The 18,184-nt window shown below is 70.9% G+C and carries 19 protein-coding genes; 10 read left to right on the top strand and 9 right to left on the bottom strand.

What is annotated here, in order from left to right; translation table 11 throughout:
- Positions 1-146 precede the first annotated feature (146 nt).
- The 3 genes from OHA11_RS41845 to OHA11_RS41835 all read left to right on the top strand — a co-directional run bounded on the left by OHA11_RS41845 (position 147) and on the right by OHA11_RS41835 (position 2,259).
- Positions 147-425 carry an acyl carrier protein gene (locus OHA11_RS41845; RefSeq protein WP_266505791.1) on the top strand — a complete coding sequence of 93 codons (279 nt, stop codon included), beginning with the start codon at positions 147-149 and terminating at the stop codon, positions 423-425.
- Positions 426-575: 150 nt separating this feature from the next.
- Complete coding sequence (locus OHA11_RS41840; RefSeq protein WP_266507808.1) at positions 576-932, top strand: DUF779 domain-containing protein; 357 nt, start codon at positions 576-578, stop codon at positions 930-932.
- 82 nt (positions 933-1,014) lie between these two features.
- Complete coding sequence (locus OHA11_RS41835; RefSeq protein ID WP_266505788.1) at positions 1,015-2,259, top strand: phosphodiester glycosidase family protein; 1,245 nt, start codon at positions 1,015-1,017, stop codon at positions 2,257-2,259.
- 61 nt (positions 2,260-2,320) lie between these two features.
- Here OHA11_RS41835 and OHA11_RS41830 read toward each other — a convergent pair whose 3' ends face one another.
- From OHA11_RS41830 to OHA11_RS41805, 6 genes are all read right to left on the bottom strand, one after another.
- On the bottom strand, positions 2,321-2,515 hold the full coding sequence (locus OHA11_RS41830) for a hypothetical protein (protein ID WP_266505785.1): 195 nt from the start codon (positions 2,513-2,515) through the stop codon (positions 2,321-2,323).
- 151 nt (positions 2,516-2,666) lie between these two features.
- Positions 2,667-3,527: a phosphatidylinositol-specific phospholipase C/glycerophosphodiester phosphodiesterase family protein gene (locus tag OHA11_RS41825; RefSeq protein WP_266505782.1), complete on the bottom strand. Its 861-nt coding sequence runs from the start codon at positions 3,525-3,527 to the stop codon at positions 2,667-2,669.
- A 241-nt stretch (positions 3,528-3,768) separates the two neighbouring features.
- Positions 3,769-4,890 (bottom strand): acyl-CoA dehydrogenase family protein, encoded by a 1,122-nt coding sequence (locus OHA11_RS41820; protein ID WP_266505779.1) that lies wholly within the window; start codon positions 4,888-4,890, stop codon positions 3,769-3,771.
- The gene (locus OHA11_RS41815) at positions 4,887-6,131 is read right to left on the bottom strand and encodes an acyl-CoA dehydrogenase family protein (protein ID WP_266505777.1); all 1,245 of its coding nucleotides are present in this window, start codon (positions 6,129-6,131) and stop codon (positions 4,887-4,889) included. The genes OHA11_RS41820 and OHA11_RS41815 overlap by 4 nt, the downstream gene beginning before the upstream one ends.
- Entirely contained in the window at positions 6,128-7,105 is a 978-nt protein-coding gene (locus OHA11_RS41810; protein ID WP_266505775.1) for an NADPH:quinone oxidoreductase family protein, read from the bottom strand. Before OHA11_RS41810 ends, OHA11_RS41815 begins: the two co-directional genes overlap by 4 nt.
- A 117-nt stretch (positions 7,106-7,222) precedes the next feature.
- Positions 7,223-7,870 carry a helix-turn-helix domain-containing protein gene (locus OHA11_RS41805; RefSeq protein WP_266505772.1) on the bottom strand — a complete coding sequence of 216 codons (648 nt, stop codon included), beginning with the start codon at positions 7,868-7,870 and terminating at the stop codon, positions 7,223-7,225.
- A 77-nt stretch (positions 7,871-7,947) separates the two neighbouring features.
- Between OHA11_RS41805 and OHA11_RS41800 the strand changes: the two genes are divergently transcribed.
- The 5 genes from OHA11_RS41800 to OHA11_RS41780 all read left to right on the top strand — a co-directional run bounded on the left by OHA11_RS41800 (position 7,948) and on the right by OHA11_RS41780 (position 12,942).
- On the top strand, positions 7,948-8,883 hold the full coding sequence (locus OHA11_RS41800; RefSeq protein ID WP_266505769.1) for an NAD(P)/FAD-dependent oxidoreductase: 936 nt from the start codon (positions 7,948-7,950) through the stop codon (positions 8,881-8,883).
- Positions 8,884-9,033: 150 nt separating this feature from the next.
- A complete protein-coding gene (locus OHA11_RS41795; RefSeq protein WP_266505767.1) occupies positions 9,034-10,581 on the top strand; it encodes an ATP-dependent DNA ligase in 1,548 nt (515 codons plus the stop codon).
- Entirely contained in the window at positions 10,578-11,048 is a 471-nt protein-coding gene (locus OHA11_RS41790; protein ID WP_266505764.1) for an NUDIX domain-containing protein, read from the top strand. Before OHA11_RS41795 ends, OHA11_RS41790 begins: the two co-directional genes overlap by 4 nt.
- Positions 11,049-11,291: 243 nt before the next feature.
- Entirely contained in the window at positions 11,292-12,677 is a 1,386-nt protein-coding gene (locus OHA11_RS41785; RefSeq protein WP_266505761.1) for an NADP-dependent succinic semialdehyde dehydrogenase, read from the top strand.
- Positions 12,678-12,702: 25 nt separating this feature from the next.
- Positions 12,703-12,942 (top strand): DUF6213 family protein, encoded by a 240-nt coding sequence (locus OHA11_RS41780; protein ID WP_266505759.1) that lies wholly within the window; start codon positions 12,703-12,705, stop codon positions 12,940-12,942.
- Between the two features lie 197 nt (positions 12,943-13,139).
- Here the strand turns inward: OHA11_RS41780 and OHA11_RS41775 are convergent, their stop codons facing one another.
- Positions 13,140-13,829 carry a transcriptional regulator gene (locus OHA11_RS41775; protein ID WP_266505757.1) on the bottom strand — a complete coding sequence of 230 codons (690 nt, stop codon included), beginning with the start codon at positions 13,827-13,829 and terminating at the stop codon, positions 13,140-13,142.
- 208 nt (positions 13,830-14,037) lie between these two features.
- Here OHA11_RS41775 and OHA11_RS41770 point away from each other — a divergent pair, with 208 nt between their 5' ends.
- Positions 14,038-15,252 carry a cytochrome P450 gene (locus OHA11_RS41770; protein WP_266505754.1) on the top strand — a complete coding sequence of 405 codons (1,215 nt, stop codon included), beginning with the start codon at positions 14,038-14,040 and terminating at the stop codon, positions 15,250-15,252.
- 84 nt (positions 15,253-15,336) lie between these two features.
- Here OHA11_RS41770 and OHA11_RS41765 read toward each other — a convergent pair whose 3' ends face one another.
- Positions 15,337-16,566 carry an acyl-CoA dehydrogenase family protein gene (locus tag OHA11_RS41765; protein WP_266505751.1) on the bottom strand — a complete coding sequence of 410 codons (1,230 nt, stop codon included), beginning with the start codon at positions 16,564-16,566 and terminating at the stop codon, positions 15,337-15,339.
- Positions 16,567-16,739: 173 nt separating this feature from the next.
- Here OHA11_RS41765 and OHA11_RS41760 point away from each other — a divergent pair, with 173 nt between their 5' ends.
- Positions 16,740-17,381 carry a TetR family transcriptional regulator gene (locus tag OHA11_RS41760; protein WP_266505748.1) on the top strand — a complete coding sequence of 214 codons (642 nt, stop codon included), beginning with the start codon at positions 16,740-16,742 and terminating at the stop codon, positions 17,379-17,381.
- A 154-nt stretch (positions 17,382-17,535) separates the two neighbouring features.
- Here OHA11_RS41760 and def read toward each other — a convergent pair whose 3' ends face one another.
- Positions 17,536-18,075 (bottom strand): peptide deformylase, encoded by a 540-nt coding sequence (def, locus tag OHA11_RS41755; RefSeq protein ID WP_266505746.1) that lies wholly within the window; start codon positions 18,073-18,075, stop codon positions 17,536-17,538.
- Between the last annotated feature and the right edge of the window lie 109 nt (positions 18,076-18,184).

Genomic DNA, 18,184 nt, shown 5'->3' with positions numbered 1-18,184 from the left:
TTGTTCCCTGCCGTTGGCGACGCCTGATACAGGGCTGTTTCGGCCATCGACCCCCTGCGTATGGCCGATCTGATCGGCGTTGACAACCTTGTCATCCGCTCACCTCTCTATACGGGCGACTTCTACACATACGGAAGGGCACTGTCGTGAGCGCTGACCGAACAGCCGAGGCCGGTGGGTCTGCCGTCGAGGCGGAACTATGTGGCTACCTCGCGAAGCAGACCGGCACCGATCCGGACCCGGACCAGGACCTGTTCGAGTCCGGGGCGGTGCCCTCCCTGTTCGCCATGCAGCTCATCGTCCACCTGGAGCGCCGGTACGGGATCCGGATCGTCGGCGAGGACCTGCGGATGGACAACTTCCGTACGGTCGCGCGTATGACGAACCTCGTCATACGCCTGCGCGGCGATGCGGCCGACGTCTGACACCCAGGCAGCGACATCCGGCACTCAGGCAGCGGTCCGGAACGATCTCGCTACGCGGGACTGACGCGTGTCCGTCGGCTCGGTAGGGTCCGCGACAGCGGTCAGGACCTGGTCCGGTACGCCCGAAGCGATGAGGAGTGATGCACGGTGATCCCTTCCGCCCCGCGCGTGGAGCTGACGCCCGCCGCCGCCGAGCTGCTGCGCCGACTGCGGGCCGCCCACGGTCCGCTGATGTTCCATCAGTCCGGCGGCTGCTGCGACGGCAGCGCGCCCATGTGCTATCCGGAGGGCGAGTTCCGGACGGGCGACTCCGATGTACTGCTCGCCTCGCTGGCCGTCGAGGGCGTGGACGAACCGGTGACGTTCTGGATGTCGCGGAGTCAGTACGAGGTGTGGAGTCACACCCGGCTGATCGTCGACGTGGTGGCGGGGAGGGGCAGCGGCTTCTCGCTGGAGGCACCCGAAGGGGTACGTTTCCTGACCCGTTCGCGTCTCGTCGGCACATAGTCGTCGTCACGCCACCCTCCCTGTGGTGAACTCCCTTGTGTCCTGCGCCATTTGAGGAGACAGCGGAGAGAGCAGGGGCAGCGTGAGACGACGCACCGGACGACTCAGAACCGCACTGACGGTTGTAGCGGCATGGAGCACGCTGGCCGGCGCCGCCCTGGCGGGGGCGGCACCGGCCAGTGGCGCGCCCGACGGCGGCACACCGGGTTTCCACCGGCTGGCACCCGGCGTGCAATACACCGAGTACGACATTCCCGCCGCCAAAGGTGTGGCGCACGCACATGTGCTCAGCGTCGATCTCCGCAACCCCCGGGTGAGTGTGGACCTCCTCCACCCCGGAGCGGTGGCGGCGCGGGCCACCGTGTCGCGGCTGGCCGACGCGCAGGGTGCTGTCGCGGGCGTCAACGGCGACTTCTTCAACATCACCGAGACCCAGCATCCGGGAGTCGAGGCGACCGGCGCGTCCGTCGGTCCGGCGATCGCGAGCGGGCGCACGCTCAAGGCGGCGGTTCCGAACGGCCAGCGCTTCGGCCCCGCCCTGCCGCCCGGCACGAGCACCAGGGACGTGATCGGCGTGGGCACGGACCACCGGGCCCGCCTCGACAGTCTCGCCCTCGACGGGTCGGTCGCCACCGCCGAGGCACAGCTTCCGCTCGGCGGGCTCAACCAGTACGCGTTGCCGGTCGGTTCCGTCGGCGCGTTCACCTCGGACTGGGGCAGCGTCTCCCGGGTACGGGCCACGTGCGGGACGGACACCGACCGGGCCGCGCCCTGTAGTACGGACACCCATGAGGTGACCGTCCGGGACGGCCAAGTCGTGTCATCGGCCAACACACCTGGCAGCGGACCTATCACTTCCGGCACCACTGTCCTGGTCGGCCGGGAGGCGGGAGCCCAGCAGTTGCGGAAGCTGTCCATCGGCGAGCGGGTCGTGGTGCGGCACCAGTTGGTGGCGGCCTCGTCGAGGATCCCGTACCGGTTCGTGGTCGGCGGCTATCCGGTCCTGAGGGGCGGTCAGCCGCTCGTGGGCCTCGACACCGCGACGGCGGCGGTACGGACCGCGGCGGGTATCTCGGACGACGGCGGGCGGCTCCTGCTGCTCGCGCTGGACGGGGCACCCGAGTTCCGCACCGGCCTCACGATCGCGGAAGTCGCCGATGCCATGCGGCAGTTGGGTTCCGTGGACGCCTTCAGTCTCGACGGCGGCGGCTCCAGCACGCTGGCCGCCCGGGCGCCGGGCTCGACGACCGCGACCGTGCGCAACCATCCAAGCGGCGGGGCCGAGCGGCCGGTGCCCAACGGGATCGGCGTGTTCTCGCGGCCGTGACCCGCGCGTCCCATCGCCTGCGCGGGCTCACGGCAGACGCGGGATCACCGCCGACGCGGGCTCACGGCCTGAGGCTGCTGACGATGTCGGCGGTCGCCGTGAGCCCGTTGTGGATGGTCGGCGCCATGCTCGTACTCGAAAGATAGAAGCCGAGCAGGACACAGACCACGGCGTGCGAGAGCTTCAGTGCGCCGTTGCGCACGAAGACCACCGCCAGGATCAGGAGCAGCAGGACCACAGAGATGGAAATGGCCATCGTCAACCTCCTCCGCCACGTCCACACCGCGGCTTTCGGCCGCAAGTGTGGCGTAGCGAGGGGTTCGTCCGGGCGGCTGACGCGTCCGCCGAAAGAGTGTTGACTGCGCGTGAAAGCGCTGGGCTGTGCCCATCGGTCGGTGCGCGCCGAGCTATGCGCGCCGGTGGGCGTCCAGGAATGCCTCAAGGCCCGCGAGGTCGTCCGTGTTGAGGTAGTCGACGTCGGCGGCGACGAGTTCGCCCCAGAGCGCGTCACGGGCCGGGCCCGCCAGGTCCGGGGTGGCCCAGAAGCGGACCTTCTGCCCACGGGAGTGCGCCGCCGACATGATGCCGCGCAGCTTCTGGCGCTCGGCCTCGGGGAACGTCCCGACGCCCTGCCAGGTGAAGTTGAGCGACCAGTTGTCGCTGATCAGCGGGATGAAGGAGGCGGGGGCAGCGGTGCCGAGATCGGCGAGCCGGCCGTCGTAGAAGGCCCGCCGTACGGTCTGGGCCTCCATCGGGACACGGGCCGCACGGTCGCCGGAGATCACGGCCGTCACCGCGCCGGGGAAGACCTTGCCGTGGGCGTACGTCGTGAACAGGTGCCGGTAGCGGCGCAGCTGGCGGTCGAGTTCGAGGTACGTCGACGCGCCCTCGGTCTTGATGTCGATAAGCAGCTGGATCGGCCGACGCTGCCCCCGGTACACCGAGCCGTGGTTGGCCTTCACTCGGGCGGCGAGGGGGGCGAGGTAGAGGGATTCCAGGGTTCGGGACGGATCGAGGTCGACCGGGTCGTGGGCGACGAGGAGCTGGTTTCCGACGAGGAAGATGTCCGACTCGACGCTCCCGAAGCGGTGGTCGAGCGCGTCCAGGAGGGGACGCGGGTGGAGGTAGTCGTTGTGTGCGTGAGCGCGCCACAGCGGGCGCCGCCGGTACCCGCCCTCGCTCGCCTGCGCGTACGCGGGCACGACGACGCTGCCCGCCAGCGCGGCGGCGAGGGTGGTGAGGGCTCTGCGACGGGTGGTGAGGGCCATGTCTGCCTCCCTGAGAGTGCCGTATTGGGCCTCAGCGAGTATGCGGTCCTCATGGGGGCAAGGAGCAGAGCTGTGCGGGGAGTTGGCTGGACTGCCACTGCGCGTTCATTTCGCGATCCCGGCCGCGGACGACGTTCACGTCGGCGTCAACTCGGTCCACCCCGTGGGCAGAGCGAAGGCCCGCTCCTGTCCGGCGCTTGCAGGGGACGGGAGCGGGCCTTCGTGCCGTGGGTGGCGGTGGTCAGGGGGACTGGAGGTTCACCAGACCGGCCAGTGCCTCGCGGTGGGCGCCCGCCGTGCCGTACGCGATCGAGTCGGCCTTGGCGCGCTTCAGGTAGAGGTGGACCGGGTGCTCCCAGGTCATGCCGAGACCGCCGTGCAACTGGACCGCCTCCTCGGCGGCATGGACCGCGACGGGTGCGGCGTAGGCCTGGGCGACGGCGACCGCCACGTCGGTGTCCGGGCTCCCGGCGGCCAGCGCGTCGGCTGCGTTGCGGGCCGCGGCGCGCGTGCCCACGACCTCCTGCCACAGGTGGGCGAGCCGGTGCTTGAGCGCCTGGAAACCACCGACCGGACGGTTGAACTGCTTGCGCTCCTTGAGATAGCGGACCGTCTCCGTCAAGCACCAGTCGGCGAGGCCGAGTTGCTCGGAGACCAGCAGCCCGGCTCCGGCGCGCAGGGCACGCCGTACGGCCGGTGCTGCGTCCGGGGCGAGGAGGCGCGCAGGGGCCCCGTCGAAGGTGACCCTGGCGACCGGCCGGGTCAGGTCGAGGGAGACCTGCGGGGTGATCGTGACGCCGTCGGCAGCTGCGTCCACGGCGTACAGACCGCCGTCCTCCGTCGCCACGAGCAGCACGTCTGCGGCGACCGCGTCCGCGATGCCGGTCAACTCCCCGTGCAGAGCGCCGTCTTCATGCCGTACGAATTTGTAGGGCGCTCCGGGTCCGGCGGACAGCTTGACCGCGAGCGCGCCGATCGCACGACCGGACGCGAGGGCCGAGAGCAGTTCGGCGGCCTCGTCGGACCGGCATGCGAGCAGCGCCTCGGTCGCGACGACGGCACTCGTCAGATACGGGACGGGTGCGACCGCGCGGCCCAACTCCTCCAGGACCACGGCGACTTCGCGGTGCGTGGCGCCCTGGCCGCCCTGCGACTCGGGGACGAGGAGGCCCGCGAGGCCCATGCCGTCGGCGAGGGCCTTCCACAACTCGGGGTCGTGCGGCCGGTCCGACTCCGTGCGGGCGATGACGCCCGGCGCGTCGCAGTGGTCCGTGAGGAGGTCGCGGACGGCGGCCCGCAGTGCCTCTTCCTCCTCCGAGTACAGCAGGTGGGGCTCGGAGTGCGGCAGGTCGGGAGCGCTCATCGGGCGAGGTCCTTCCAGGCGACGTCCTTGTCGGTGCGCGGCTCGGAGGGCAGGCCCAGCACGCGTTCGGCGACGATGTTCAGCAGGACCTCGCTGGTCCCGCCCTCGATGCTGTTGCCCTTGGAGCGGAGGTAGCGGTAGCCGGCGTCACGGCCGGTGAAGTCGACGAGTTCGGGACGGCGCATCGTCCAGTCCTCGTACAACAGGCCCTCCTCGCCGAGGAGTTCGACCTCCAGGCCGCTGATCTCCTGGTTGAGGTCGGCGAACGCGAGCTTCATGCCGGAGCCCTCGGGGCCCGGCTGGCCCGCGACGAGCTGCTGACGCAGGCGCTCGCCGGTCAGCCGCGCGACCTCGGCCTCGACCCACAGCGTGAGCAGCCGCTGGTGCAGATCGTGGGTGCGCAGGTCGGGGCGCTCGCGCCAGGTCCTGGAGACCGGGCCGATCATGCCGCCCTCGCGCGGAACGCGCATGCCGCCGATGGAGACCCGCTCGTTCATGAGCGTGGTCTGCGCGACCCGCCAGCCGTCGCCGACCTCGCCGAGGCGGTGCGCGTCGGGGATGCGGACGTCGGTGAGGAACACCTCGTTGAACTCGGCCTCGCCGGTGATCTGGCGCAGTGGCCGCACCTCGACACCCGGGTCGGTCATGTCGCAGATGAAGTACGTGATGCCGCGGTGCTTGGGCACGTCCGGGTCGGTACGGGCGATGAGGATGGCCCAGCGGGCGAGGTGGGCGCTGGACGTCCACACCTTCTGCCCGTTGACCACCCAGTCTCCCCCACTCTCGGCTTCGCTCGAGCGGGAGGTGCCCCCATCGTCGCGGACGGCTCGCGTGCCCAGCGCGGCCAGGTCAGAGCCCGCGCCCGGCTCGCTGAACAGCTGGCACCAGACCTCCTCGCCGACCCAAAGAGGCCTGAGGAAGCGGCTCTTCTGCTCCTCGGTGCCGAAGCCGAGGATCGTCGGCGCGGCCATGCCGAGACCGATGCCGATGCGCCGCGGGTCGTTGTCGGGGGCGCCCGCGGCCTCCAACTCGGCGTCCACGACGGCCTGGAGGGAGCGCGGCGCACCGAGCCCGCCGAGACCCTCGGGGTAGTGCACCCAGGCGAGGCCCGCGTCGAAGCGCGCCTTGAGGAAGTCGAGGCGGTCCGTCGTGGCGGGCGGCTGCGCGGCCAGCAACTCCTGGGTGCGGCGGCGCAGTTCGGTGGCGTCGGGCGTCGCACGCGGGTTCGCGGCGTCGGTCATGCGGCTGCTCCGTTCTCAAGAGCGGGCACCACGGCGACGCGGCCCGTGGTGACGCCATCGGCGACCCGCTGGACAGCGGCGGCGGCCCCGCTCAGCGGCACACGCTCACTGACGAGGGGCTTGATCCCACCCCGGGTGGCCAGTTCGGTCAGCTGCTCGTGGCAGCGCAGGACCAGCTTCGGGTCCTTGGTGTTGTAGAGGCCCCAGTGCAGGCCCAGGATCGAGTAGTTCTTCACCAGCGCGTGGTTGAGGCCCGGGCTCGGGATGCTGCCGCTCGCGAAGCCCACGACCACGATGCGGCCCTCGAAGGCCACGACCTTGGTGGACTGCGTGTAGGCCTCGCCGCCGACGGGGTCGTAGATCACGTCGGCGCCCCGGCCTCCGGTGGCCTCCTTCACGGCGGCGACGACATCCTCGGCCCGCCGGTCCACGACGACGTCACAGCCCAGCTCACGGGCGACGACCGCCTTGTCGGCGCCGCCCACGACGCCGATGACCCTGGCACCCGCGGCCTTGCCGAGCTGCACCGCCGCGCTGCCGACCCCGCCCGCGGCGGCGTGGACGAGCAGCGTCTCGCCGGCCTCCAGACGAGCCCGCCGGTGCAGTCCGAACCAGCCCGTCTGGTAGCCGATGTGCAGCGCGGCCGCCTCGGCGTCGTCCAGCGCGTCGGGCGCGGGCAGGAGCGCGGCGGCGTCCGCGACGGCGTACTCGGCGAAGCCGCCGTACGGCAGTGCGGGGTTGGCGATCACTCGCCGCCCGTCCTCGGTCTCGCCGCAGATCTCCACACCCGGCGTGAACGGCATCGGCGGCCTGACCTGGTACTGCCCGCGGCACATCAGGACGTCCGGGAAGTTGATGTTCGCAGCGCGCACCCTGAGCAGGACCTGGCCGTCACCGGGCGTGGGCCGCTCCACGTCCTCAAGCCGCATCACCTCGCTCGGCTCGCCGTTCTCGTGCACTTGCCATGCCTGCATGCCGTGCCTCCACGGGACTGTGTCTGATGTGTTCGCACCTCAGGGGCGCCTCAGCCGGTGTCGATTGCATACTAAGCGGTCGCTTGCCCATCAGGGAACAGTCGGCGCCCGCCGGTGTCAGTCGCCTCGGCCACTCCCCTTCGGGCGCGCCCGTACGTGCATCCGCTCCCCCTGCCGCCCGAAGAGGCTCAGGAACTCCACCGGCCCCTCCCCCGTCGACCCGAACCAGTGCGGTACACGCGTGTCGAACTCGGCGGCCTCCCCCGCGCCGAGGACGACGTCATGCTCGCCGAGCACCAGGCGCAGCCGCCCGGAGAGCACGTAGAGCCACTCATAGCCCTCGTGCGTCCGCGGCTCCGGCTCCAGCCTCCGCTGCGGTTCGAGCACCTTGTAGGCCTGGAGGCCGCCAGGCTGTCGGGTGAGCGGCCAGTGGGTGCGGCCGTACCTGACGATGGGCTTCGCCACGCGGATGCGGGGGTCGCCCACGGGCGGGGCTCCGACGAGTTCGTCGAGCGGGACCTGGTGGGCGCGGGCGATGGGCAGCAGGAGTTCCAGGCTGGGTTTGCGCAGACCGGACTCCAGACGGGACAGGGTGCTCACCGAGATGCCGGTGGCGGTGGACAGACCCGCGAGAGTGGCGCCGCGCTCCTTGCGGATGCGGCGCAACCGGGGCCCGACCTCCGCGAGGACGTCGTCGGTGCCGGTGTCCGTGCCCGTGTCTCTGCCGGTCTCCTCGTGCCTCTGGGGCTCCTCGTGCTCACTCATCCCTTCATTGCAGTTTCGGCAAAGACGTTTGTCAATACGGCAGCGGATGAGCGACCTTCTCGGTGGAGGTGGTCACCATGACCGAGAGGTACGAAGTGGTCGTCGTCGGAGGCGGCGCGGCCGGACTGTCCGCGGCGCTCGTCCTGGGACGCGCACGGCGGAGTGTGCTCGTGATCGACGCGGGCGAGCCGCGCAACGCGCCCGCCGCGCACCTGCAGGGCTATCTGACGCGGGACGGCATGCCGCCTGCCGAGTTCCTCGCCGTGGGACGCGAGGAGATCGCGCGATACGGCGTCGAACTCGTCCGGGACCGGGCGGTGGACGTGGCGAGGGACGCGGCCGGGGAGTTCGACGTGACGCTCGCAGGCGGGCGCGGGGTGCACGGGCGCCGGCTCTTCGTCGCCACCGGCCTGGCGGACGAACTCCCGAAGGTGCCGGGCCTCGCCGAGCGCTTCGGGCGGGACGTGCTCCACTGCCCGTACTGCCACGGCTGGGAGGTACGGGATCAGGCCTTCGGCGTGCTCGCCACGACTCCGATGAGCGTCCACCAGGCGCTGATGGTCTCCCAGTGGTCGAAGGACGTCACCCTGTTCCTGCATACGGTCGCCGAGGACGCGCTCACGGACGACGACCTGCGCAGGCTCGCCGCGGCCGGGGTCTCCGTGGTTCCCGGCGAGGTCGCCGGACTGGTCGTCGACGACGACCGGCTCTCCGGGGTCCGGCTCGCGGACGGCACCGCGCACGAGCGCTCTGTGCTGTTCGTCGCGCCCCGTGCCGTCCCGCGCACCGGCCTCCTGGAGCGGCTCGGCGCCGAGCTTCAGAAGACTCCGTACGGCACGTACGCCGTGGTCGACGCGACGGGTCTGACCACCGTGCCCGGCGTCTGGGCGGCGGGCAACGCGATCGGCTTCGCCGAGCAGGTCGTGAACGCGGCGAGCGGCGGCTACCGGGCGGGAGCCACGATCAACGGAGAACTGCTCTTCGCGGACCTCGACGAGGCCGTGCGGACGTAGAACCGAAGCAGACCGAGGACGCGGGCGTGCGGGCGCGCGCACCGAAGGCGCAGCCGTTCGCACGGGGCCGAAGAACCCGCCGGTGCCGGGCGCGGGCGAAGACCCTGCCGTGCGGGTGTGGACCGGGCGCCTCCGTTGCACCATGGCTGCATGCTGTTGCACCGGCTTGCCCGTGTGTCCCAGGAGGTCGCCGCCACCTCGGCGCGGTCCCGGAAGGTCGCTCTGCTCGCGGAGCTGTTCCGGGATGCCGAGGCGGACGACGTGCCGGTCGTCATCCCGTATCTGGCGGGCCGCCTCCCTCAGGGGCGGCTCGGCATCGGCTGGAAGATCCTCAGCACGCCCGTGCCGCCCGCCCCGGAACCCACGCTGACCGTGCGCGAGGTGGACGCCCGCCTCACGACACTCGGCAAGGTCTCCGGCGCGGGCTCCCAGGCGGAACGGGCGCGGCTGGTCGGCGAGTTGATGGGTGCGGCCACCGAGCCCGAGCAGCGGTTCCTGCTCGGGCTGATCGGCGGGGAGGTGCGCCAGGGCGCCCTGGACGCCGTCGCCGTCGAGGGCCTCGCACAGGCGACGGGCGCGCCCTCCGCCGACGTACGGCGCGCGGTGATGCTGGCGGGTTCGCTCCAGACGGCGGCCGAGCGGCTGCTCGCCGACGGGCCGGAGGCTCTCGCCGCGTTCCGGCTCACCGTCGGTCGCCCCGTCCAGCCGATGCTCGCGCACAGCGCCTCGTCCGTCGCCGAGGCGATCGACAAGCTCGGCCCCTGCGCGGTCGAGGAGAAGCTGGACGGCATCCGCGTCCAGGTCCACCGCGACGGCGACGACGTACGTCTCTACACCCGTACGCTCGACGACATCACGGACCGGCTGCCCGAACTCACGTCCGCAGCACGGGAATTGAAGGGCGAGCACTTCATCCTCGACGGCGAGGTCATCGCCTTCGACGAAGGCGGTCGGCCGCGGTCGTTCCAGGACACCGCAGGCCGGGTGGGCTCCCGTGTGGACGTCGCCACGGCCGCCGAGGCCGTGCCCGTCTCCCCCGTCTTCTTCGACGCGCTCTCCGTGGACGGCCGCGACCTGCTCGACCTGCCGTTCGCCGACCGCCACGCCGAGCTGGCCCGGCTGGTCCCCGAGCCGATGCGCGTACGGCGGGCCCTCGTGGCCGACCCGGCGGACGCGCAGGCGCGGGCCGCCGCCGAGCGGTTCCTCGCCGACACGCTGGAGCGCGGCCACGAGGGCGTCGTGCTCAAGGCCCTCGACGCCCCGTACAGCGCGGGCCGGCGCGGCGCCTCCTGGCTGAAGGTCAAACCCGTACACGCCCTGGACCTGGTCGTGCTGGCCGCCGAGTGGGGACACGGGCGGCGCACCGGCAAGCTCTCCAACCTGCATCTGGGCGCGCGGCGGCCGGACGGCTCCTTCGCCATGCTGGGCAAGACCTTCAAGGGCATGACGGACGCGATGCTGGCCTGGCAGACCGAGCGGCTCCAGGAACTCGCCGTCGAGGACAACGGCTGGGTGGTGACCGTCCGTCCCGAACTCGTCGTCGAGATCGCGTACGACGGCCTGCAACGCTCCACGCGCTACCCGGCGGGCGTCACCCTCCGCTTCGCCCGGGTCGTGCGCTATCGCGAGGACAAGACCCCGGCACAGGCCGACACCGTCGAAACCCTGCTCGCCGCCCACCCGGAGGTCACTCCGTGACCGCCACCGCGAAACGCAGCGCGGGCCTGCTCCTGTTCCGCCGCACCGGCCAAGGCATCGAGGTGCTGCTTGGCCACATGGGCGGCCCGTTCTTCGCCCGTCGCGACGCCGGCGCGTGGACCGTACCGAAGGGCGAGTACGAGCCCGACGAGCCGGCCTGGGACGCGGCACGCCGAGAGTTCCAGGAGGAACTCGGCCTGCCACCGCCCGACGGCGACCCGATCCCCCTCGGCGAGGTCACCCAGACGAACCGCAAGGTCGTCACGGTCTGGGCGATCGAGGCGGACCTGGATGTGACGACGATGGTCCCCGGCACCTTCACGATGGAATGGCCACGGGGCTCGGGCCGGGTCCAGGAGTTCCCGGAACTGGACAGAGCGGAATGGCTGGACCTGGACCGGGCACGGGCCCTGCTGGTCAAGGCTCAGACGACCTTCCTGGACCGCCTCGCAGAGCAGACGGGCTGAGGGGACGCGCCCCACAAGGGGCGCGGGGCTGTATAAATGTGCGGCTCCTCCCCCACTCTCGGCTTCTCCCCCACTCTCGGCTTCGCTCGAGCGGGGGGACCCCCATGAGCGGGGGGACCCCCATGAGCGGGGGGACCCCCATCGTGGGCGCGATCAGCCACGGCCGACCCGCACTCTCCACGTTTGCGATCCGCCCCCTCGCGCGGGAGGGTCGAAGCACAGCCCCGCATCAGGAGGTCCTCCATGCCCATCGCAACGGTGAACCCGGCAACCGGCGAGACACTCAAGACCTACGACGCCTTGGGCCCCGAGGAGATCGAACACCGGCTCGCGACAGCAGAAGCCGCGTTCCACACCCACCGCACAACCTCGTTCGCGGAGCGCTCCACGCTGATGCACCGCGCCGCCGACCTGCTGGACGAGGACGCGCAGGACGTCGCCCGTGTGATGACGACGGAGATGGGCAAACCGGTCAAGCAGGCCCGCGCGGAGGCCGCCAAGTGCGCGAAGGCGATGCGCTGGTACGCCGACCACGCCGAGGAACTCCTCGCCGACGAGGAGGGCGACCCGTCCGACGCCCAGGACTCCGGCGCCTCCCGCGTCCTCGTGCGCTACCGCCCGCTCGGCCCGGTTCTGGCGGTCATGCCGTGGAACTTCCCGCTCTGGCAGGTGATCCGCTTCGCCGCGCCCGCGCTGATGGCGGGCAACGTCGGCCTGCTCAAGCACGCCTCGAACGTCCCGCAGACCGCCCTCTACCTGGAGGACCTGTTCCATCGCGCGGGCTATCCGGAGGGCTGTTTCCAGACACTGCTCATCGGGTCCGGCGCGGTCGAGGACATCCTGCGCGATCCGCGGATCAAGGCGGCCACCCTGACCGGCAGCGAACCGGCGGGCCGCGCGGTCGCCTCCGTCGCCGGGGACGAGGTCAAGAAGACGGTCCTGGAACTCGGCGGCAGCGACCCGTACGTGGTGATGCCGTCGGCGGACGTCGAACGGGCGGCGCAGGTCGCGGTGACGGCCCGGGTGCAGAACAACGGTCAGTCGTGCATCGCCGCCAAGCGGTTCATCGTGCACGCGGATGTCTTCGACGCCTTCGCCGAAGCCTTCACGGCGGGAATGAAGGCCCTGAAGACGGGCGACCCGCTGAACGAGGCCACGGACGTCGGCCCGCTCTCCAGCGAACAGGGCCGCGACGACCTGGAGGAGCTGGTCGACGACGCCGTCGAGAGCGGTGCGACCGTCCTGTGCGGCGGTGAACGCCCGGACGGACCCGGCTGGTACTACCCGCCCACCGTCCTCGCCGACCTCACCCCCGAGATGCGCATCCATCACGAGGAGGCCTTCGGACCGGTGGCGACGCTCTACCGCGCGGCCGACCTCGACGAGGCCGTGGCGATCGCCAACGACACGCCGTTCGGCCTCAGTTCCAACGTGTGGACCAGGGACGAGGCCGAGATCGACCGTTTCGTACGTGATCTGGAGGCGGGCGGTGTCTACGTCAACGGGATGACGGCGTCCCACCCGGCGTTCCCGTTCGGCGGGGTCAAGCGGTCGGGTTACGGGCGTGAGCTGTCGGGGCACGGAATCCGAGAGTTCTGCAACATCACCACGGTATGGCACGGAGCGTGAACGTTCCGCAGCTACGATCCCCTGTGTGAACCGCGAAGTGACCCTGCCTCTGATCGTCGACGACCGCGGTACCTTGCAGGTTTCCGCGGCCGACGTGAGCAAGCTCCTGCGAACGATGGGTGGTCGGTGGCTGCATCTGGTGGAGGCCGGGCAGGAGGGTCTCGACGAGGACACCGTCGCCGCGCTCACCATTGAGCTCGCGAAGCTCGCCGACCGTATTGACGTGGCGTGCATCGCGCACAGCAGTGGGAGTGCGTCCGGCTAGGGCCTGTCCGGCGGATCAAGTCGCAGGAGATCGGCGGCGCCTGATAAGCACCGGTGAGCGGGGTCTGGTGCGTGCAGCTGCAAGGCGGAGGAGGGAGTCGACGCGGAGCGTCGGCGAGTGACGACAACGCGGCAGATGGGCGTGCCAGACCCCGCGTCTGCGGCATGATCCGCCGGACAGGCCCTAGGAGCCGCGCCTCAGTGAACCCTTTGGTCCAGTTCCCACAGGGCGTGCCAGAACTTCGCCTCGTAGGTCTGTAGCCGGCGCCCGTAGTGGTGCACCTCGCTCTCGTCCAGCCCTCCCGCGTCGAGGCCCGCCTGCACGGCCGCCAGGGCCTTCTGGTCCAGTTCCGGGGACGGCTCGGCGAAGAAGTCGAAGAAGCCGCAGGACTCGTCGTCGAAGCCGTAGTGGCCGCGCAGGGCCTCGGCGATCCTGGCGCAATAGCCGCCCCAGGCCGCGAAGTTGGCGCTGAGGGCGAGGACCACCTCGGCCGGTGAACCGTTCAGGGCGAGCCAGGCCACGTACGCGGGGTAGGCCTGGCAGTCGGCGAGGGGCTCGTACGCCGCCTCCCGTGCCGCGTCCACGCCGCAGGCGGCCGCGTACGCCCCGAGCCGGTCCTGGGCCAACGCCTCGCCCTCCGCGAGCATGCCGAAGAACGCGGCGCACTCGAGCTCGGCGGTCGGTCCCTCCACGGCCGACCGTTCGGCCAGGTGGAGGAACGCCCGGCGGTCCGCGGCGATCACCTGGCGCTGTTCGAGGGCGAGGGCCGCGAGAGTGTCGCGGTGGGCCGCACCCCGGGCGACCAGCGGCAGAAGCCGGTTGGCATGGGGGTCCGGGGCGAGCTTTCCGGTGGTGCTGTCCAGCAGTTCCCTGGCCGTCCGCGTCATCGCGTGCTCCTTCGGTTCGGCTGCCTCGGGGCCCTGCGACCAGGGTGTCACGCCCGCCCGGGGTCCCCGATCTGGAGTACTCCGACGAGATATCCCCGCTCCACCGGGTGATCGTGGTCAAACCACCCTTCCGCCGGGGAGAGGGAGTTCCCGGCGGCCGGGACGGCGCTGGGCCGCCGGCACCGTACGAGCGAAGAAACGGCATGGCATGACCACGAATGAAGAGACGACGGCGGCACCTCTGGTACGGCACTGGCCGGCCCTGGACCTGGCAGGGGTCGACTTCGACCCCATCCTGTCCGAGCTGATGCGCGAGGGGCCCATCAACCGGGTCCAGCTGCCCCACGGCGAGGGCTGGGCCTGGCTGGTCACGCGCTACGAGGACGTACGGCTGGTGACGGACGACCCCCGGTTCAGCCGTGCGGAGGTGATCGGCCGTCGGATCACCCGGCCTGCACCGCACTTCGTCCCACAGCCGGGGGCGATGAACGTCGTCGACGAGCCCGACCACGCCCGGCTGCGCGGGGCGGTGAACGCCGCGTTCACGACGCGCGGCGTCGAGCGGCTGCGCGCGAACGCCGAGCGGACGCTCGACCGGATGGTGGACGCGATGCTGCGGGACGGGCCGCCCGCCGACCTCATCGACCGGGTCCTGGCCCCCTTCCCGATCACGGTCATCTGCGAGCTGATGGGCATCCCGGACGGCGACCGGGACACGCTCCGGACCTGGACGCAGGCGATTCTCTCCTCCTCGCGGGAAGCGGAGGTCGGCGGGCGGGCCGAGCGGGACATGGAGACGTACTTCACGAAGCTGATCGCCGAGCGCCGCGGTGCCACGGGCGAGGACGTGACGTCGCTGCTGGGCGCGGCGGTGGGCCGGGGCGACATCACCGAAGAGGAGGCGACGGCGCTCGCGCGCGCGATCCAGCTCGGCGGCGAGGCCGTGACGAACAACACGGGCCAGATGCTCTACATCCTTCTCACCCGGCCCGCCCTCTTCGACCGCCTGCGCGACGATCCGGAGCTCCGCCCGCGGGCCCTCGACGAGCTGCTGCGCTACATCCCGCACCGCAACGCCGTCGGCCTGTCCCGCGTCGCCATAGAGGACGTGGTGCTCAAAGGCGTACGGATCAGGCAGGGCGAACCGGTCTACGTCTCGTACCTGGCCGCCAACCGCGACCCGGACGTCTTCCCGGACCCCGACCGGATCGACTTCGAGCGCGACCCCAACCCACACCTGGCGTTCGGGCACGGACCGCACTCCTGCGTGGGCGGCATGCTTGCCCGCATGGAGCAGGAGCTGATCGTGAACACGCTCTTCGACCGGATCCCGACGCTGCGTCTGTCGGTCTCGGCGGACGAGGTGCCGTGGCGACGCGGCGCGTTGATCCGCGGGCCCGAGGCCCTGCCGGTCACCTGGTGACCGCGCTCACGCCGTTGAAGGGACGTTGAAACACCGCTGATCGTCCGCAGTCGGCGCATCGCGGGTCGTGTGTGGCTGGTCGCGCTAGCGGATCGGCATTCCTGACAACGTGCGCGCGATCACCAGGCGCTGGATCTCGCTCGTGCCCTCGAAGATCGTGTAGATGGCCGCGTCGCGGTGCATCCGCTCGACCGGGTACTCCCGCGTGTACCCGTTGCCGCCCAGGATCTGAATCGCCTGCCCGGTGACCTTCTTGGCCGTCTCGCTGGCGAACAGCTTCGACATGGAGCCCTCGGCCGAGGTGAACCGCTTCCCGTTCACGGCCATCCAGGAGGCTCGCCACACGAGCAGCCGCGCCGCGTCGATGGACGTACGCATGTCGGCCAGCTGGAAGGCCACGCCCTGGTTGTCGATGATCGGCCGGCCGAACTGCTCCCGCGTCTTGGCGTAGTCGAGAGCGACCTCGTACGCGGCCCGGGCGGTGCCCACCGCCATGGCGCCGACGGCCGGGCGGGACGCCTCGAACGTGGCCATCGCCGCGTTCTTCAGCCGCTCACCGCTGCCGGCCCTGGCCCGCTCACGAGCGCGGGCGAGGCGCTCGTCGAGCTTCTCCTTGCCGCCGAGCAGGCAGGAGCCGGGCACCCGCACGTTCTCCAGGACGACCTCGGCGGTGTGCGAGGCGCGGATGCCGTGCTTCTTGAACTTCTGCCCCTGCGACAGACCGGGCGTGTTCGGCGGAACGATGAAGGACGCGTGGCCCTTGGACCCAAGCTCGGAGTCAACGACCGCCAGCACGACATGGACGTTGGCGATACCGCCGTTGGTCGCCCAGGTCTTGGTGCCGTTGAGGACCCACTCGTCCTTGGCCTCGTCGTACACGGCACGCGTGCGCATCGAGGCGACGTCGGACCCGGCGTCGGGCTCCGAGGAGCAGAAGGCGGCGACCTTCACATCGTTGGCATCGCCGTACATCTGGGGGATCCAGGTGCCGATCTGTTCCTCGGTGCCGTTGGCGAGGACGCCCACCGCGGCGAGGCCGGTGCCGACGATGGAGAGGGCTATGCCCGCGTCGCCCCAGAACAGCTCCTCCATGGCCGTGGGTATGCCGAGGCCGGTGGGGTCGAAGTACTGCTGGGCGTAGAAGTCCAAGGAGTAGATGCCGACCTTCGCGGCCTCCTGGATGACCGGCCAGGGAGTCTCTTCGCGCTCGTCCCATTCGGCGGCCGCGGGGCGGATGACATCGGCGGCGAAGCCGTGCAGCCAGTCCCGGACCTCCTTCTGTTCGTCGTTGAGCTCCATGGTGAACTCGGCCATGTCGTCCCCTCCAGCACTGCACTCACGTGTTACTTGCGGTAACCCTAGCCTGTTACTGGCGAGTAGGAAAAGTCAACTCCCCGTTCTCGCTCGGCAGCCCGTTCGAGGCAGAATCGTCTGCGGGTGTTACGTTGCGCAGGCGTCACAGAATCAGCACGGGTGGGGAGAGCTACATGGACACCACGCAGCGGACCGATCAGCAGAGGTCGGCCGACCGCCGACGGCGCGAACTGCTGGAGGCCGCCGACCGGGTGGTGCTCCGCGACGGCCCCGGCGCCTCGATGAACGCCATCGCGGCGGAGGCGGGCATCACCAAGCCGATTCTGTACCGCCACTTCGGCGACAAGGGTGGACTGTACGCGGCTCTCGCGAAGCGGCACACGGACGCCCTCCTCGGAGCACTGCGCGCCGCCCTGGACGCCCCCGCCGAGCGACGGGAACGTGTGGAGGCCACGCTCGACACGTACCTCGCGGCGATCGAGGCACGCCCGCAGGTGTACCGCTTCCTGATGCATCCGTCGGAGGGCGGCCCGCAGAGCGACCAGGGCTTCGCCGTCGGCCTCTCCGCTCCCCTGCTGCGCCGCATGGGCGAGGAGCTCGCCGAGGTCATCGAGGAGCGCGTCGACCTCGGCCCGGACAGCCAGCAGCTGGCCCGCGTCTGGGGCCACGGCATCGTCGGCATGATGCACGCCGCGGGCGACTGGTGGCTCGGCGAACGCCCCTGCTCCCGCGCGGAGTTGGTCCGATGCCTGGCCGACCTGCTCTGGGGCAGACTGGCAGCGGCGGGCGACAAGTTGGGTGGCCCGGCGTTCTAGCTTCTAGCTTTCCGCTGGATGTGCGGTTCGTTTGCTGCGGGTCGGTGGGGGCTGGTCGCGCAGTTCCCCGCGCCCCTGAAGGGGTGCGGGGCTGTATCGACATGCGGCTCCGCCGCGCGGGCGCGACCAGCCACCCGCAGCCGACCACCGACCCTCACCGTCCCCAAGAGGCCCGCCCCGCCTGCCACATCACCCTCCGGCGGCGCCACCCACGAACCCGATCCACGTACAACCCACCGTCAAGGTGATCGCACTCGTGCTGAAGGCACCGGGCAAACCACCCGGTGCCATGAATCCGCACGGGCTCACCATCCATGGTGACCCCCTCCACCACGGCGTGGTCGAACCGCTCGGTCCCCGCCTCAAGGCCCGGCAACGACAGACACCCCTCGGGCCCCCGCAGCACCAGCCCGTCCGCCTCGACGAGCCGCGGATTCACCACATGCCCCACATGCCGCCGCTCATCGTCATCGGGGCAGTCGTACACGAAGACCCGCAACGACTCCCCGACCTGATTCGCGGCAAGACCGACGCCCTGCGCCGCGTACATCGTCGAGAACATGTTCTCGACCAGCCGCGCCAGTTGGGGTCCGAACTCCGTGACTTCTTCACACCGTGTGTGCAACCCAGGGGCGCCGAGCAAAGACAAAGGAAGAACGCGCCCTTGGGCGCCCGGGATCGAGCCGTGTCGCATGGCCGCAAGGGTACGGTCCTCAATGTCGCGCGGGTGCCGCGGTGGTGCCGCGATTCGGGCCGGTGAGTGGATCTCGATAGGCTGAGGGCCACGCGTTGCCGGGAGCAGG

It is taken from the genome of Streptomyces sp. NBC_00878, from assembly GCF_026341515.1.
Classification (GTDB): domain Bacteria; phylum Actinomycetota; class Actinomycetes; order Streptomycetales; family Streptomycetaceae; genus Streptomyces.
This window is presented reverse-complemented; position numbering and strand designations above follow the sequence as displayed.

What these genes read in the sequence shown, in the direction of transcription:
- OHA11_RS41830 (WP_266505785.1), bottom strand. Translation starts at nt 2,515, where the DNA reads ATGGCCATTTCCATCTCTGTGGTCCTGCTGCTCCTGATCCTGGCGGTG.
- OHA11_RS41825 (WP_266505782.1), bottom strand. Translation starts at nt 3,527, where the DNA reads ATGGCCCTCACCACCCGTCGCAGAGCCCTCACCACCCTCGCCGCCGCG.
- OHA11_RS41820 (WP_266505779.1), bottom strand. Translation starts at nt 4,890, where the DNA reads ATGAGCGCTCCCGACCTGCCGCACTCCGAGCCCCACCTGCTGTACTCG.
- OHA11_RS41815 (WP_266505777.1), bottom strand. Translation starts at nt 6,131, where the DNA reads ATGACCGACGCCGCGAACCCGCGTGCGACGCCCGACGCCACCGAACTG.
- OHA11_RS41810 (WP_266505775.1), bottom strand. Translation starts at nt 7,105, where the DNA reads ATGCAGGCATGGCAAGTGCACGAGAACGGCGAGCCGAGCGAGGTGATG.
- OHA11_RS41805 (WP_266505772.1), bottom strand. Translation starts at nt 7,870, where the DNA reads ATGAGTGAGCACGAGGAGCCCCAGAGGCACGAGGAGACCGGCAGAGAC.
- OHA11_RS41800 (WP_266505769.1), top strand. Translation starts at nt 7,948, where the DNA reads ATGACCGAGAGGTACGAAGTGGTCGTCGTCGGAGGCGGCGCGGCCGGA.
- OHA11_RS41795 (WP_266505767.1), top strand. Translation starts at nt 9,034, where the DNA reads ATGCTGTTGCACCGGCTTGCCCGTGTGTCCCAGGAGGTCGCCGCCACC.
- OHA11_RS41785 (WP_266505761.1), top strand. Translation starts at nt 11,292, where the DNA reads ATGCCCATCGCAACGGTGAACCCGGCAACCGGCGAGACACTCAAGACC.
- OHA11_RS41775 (WP_266505757.1), bottom strand. Translation starts at nt 13,829, where the DNA reads ATGACGCGGACGGCCAGGGAACTGCTGGACAGCACCACCGGAAAGCTC.
- OHA11_RS41770 (WP_266505754.1), top strand. Translation starts at nt 14,038, where the DNA reads ATGACCACGAATGAAGAGACGACGGCGGCACCTCTGGTACGGCACTGG.
- OHA11_RS41765 (WP_266505751.1), bottom strand. Translation starts at nt 16,566, where the DNA reads ATGGCCGAGTTCACCATGGAGCTCAACGACGAACAGAAGGAGGTCCGG.
- OHA11_RS41760 (WP_266505748.1), top strand. Translation starts at nt 16,740, where the DNA reads ATGGACACCACGCAGCGGACCGATCAGCAGAGGTCGGCCGACCGCCGA.
- def (WP_266505746.1), bottom strand. Translation starts at nt 18,075, where the DNA reads ATGCGACACGGCTCGATCCCGGGCGCCCAAGGGCGCGTTCTTCCTTTG.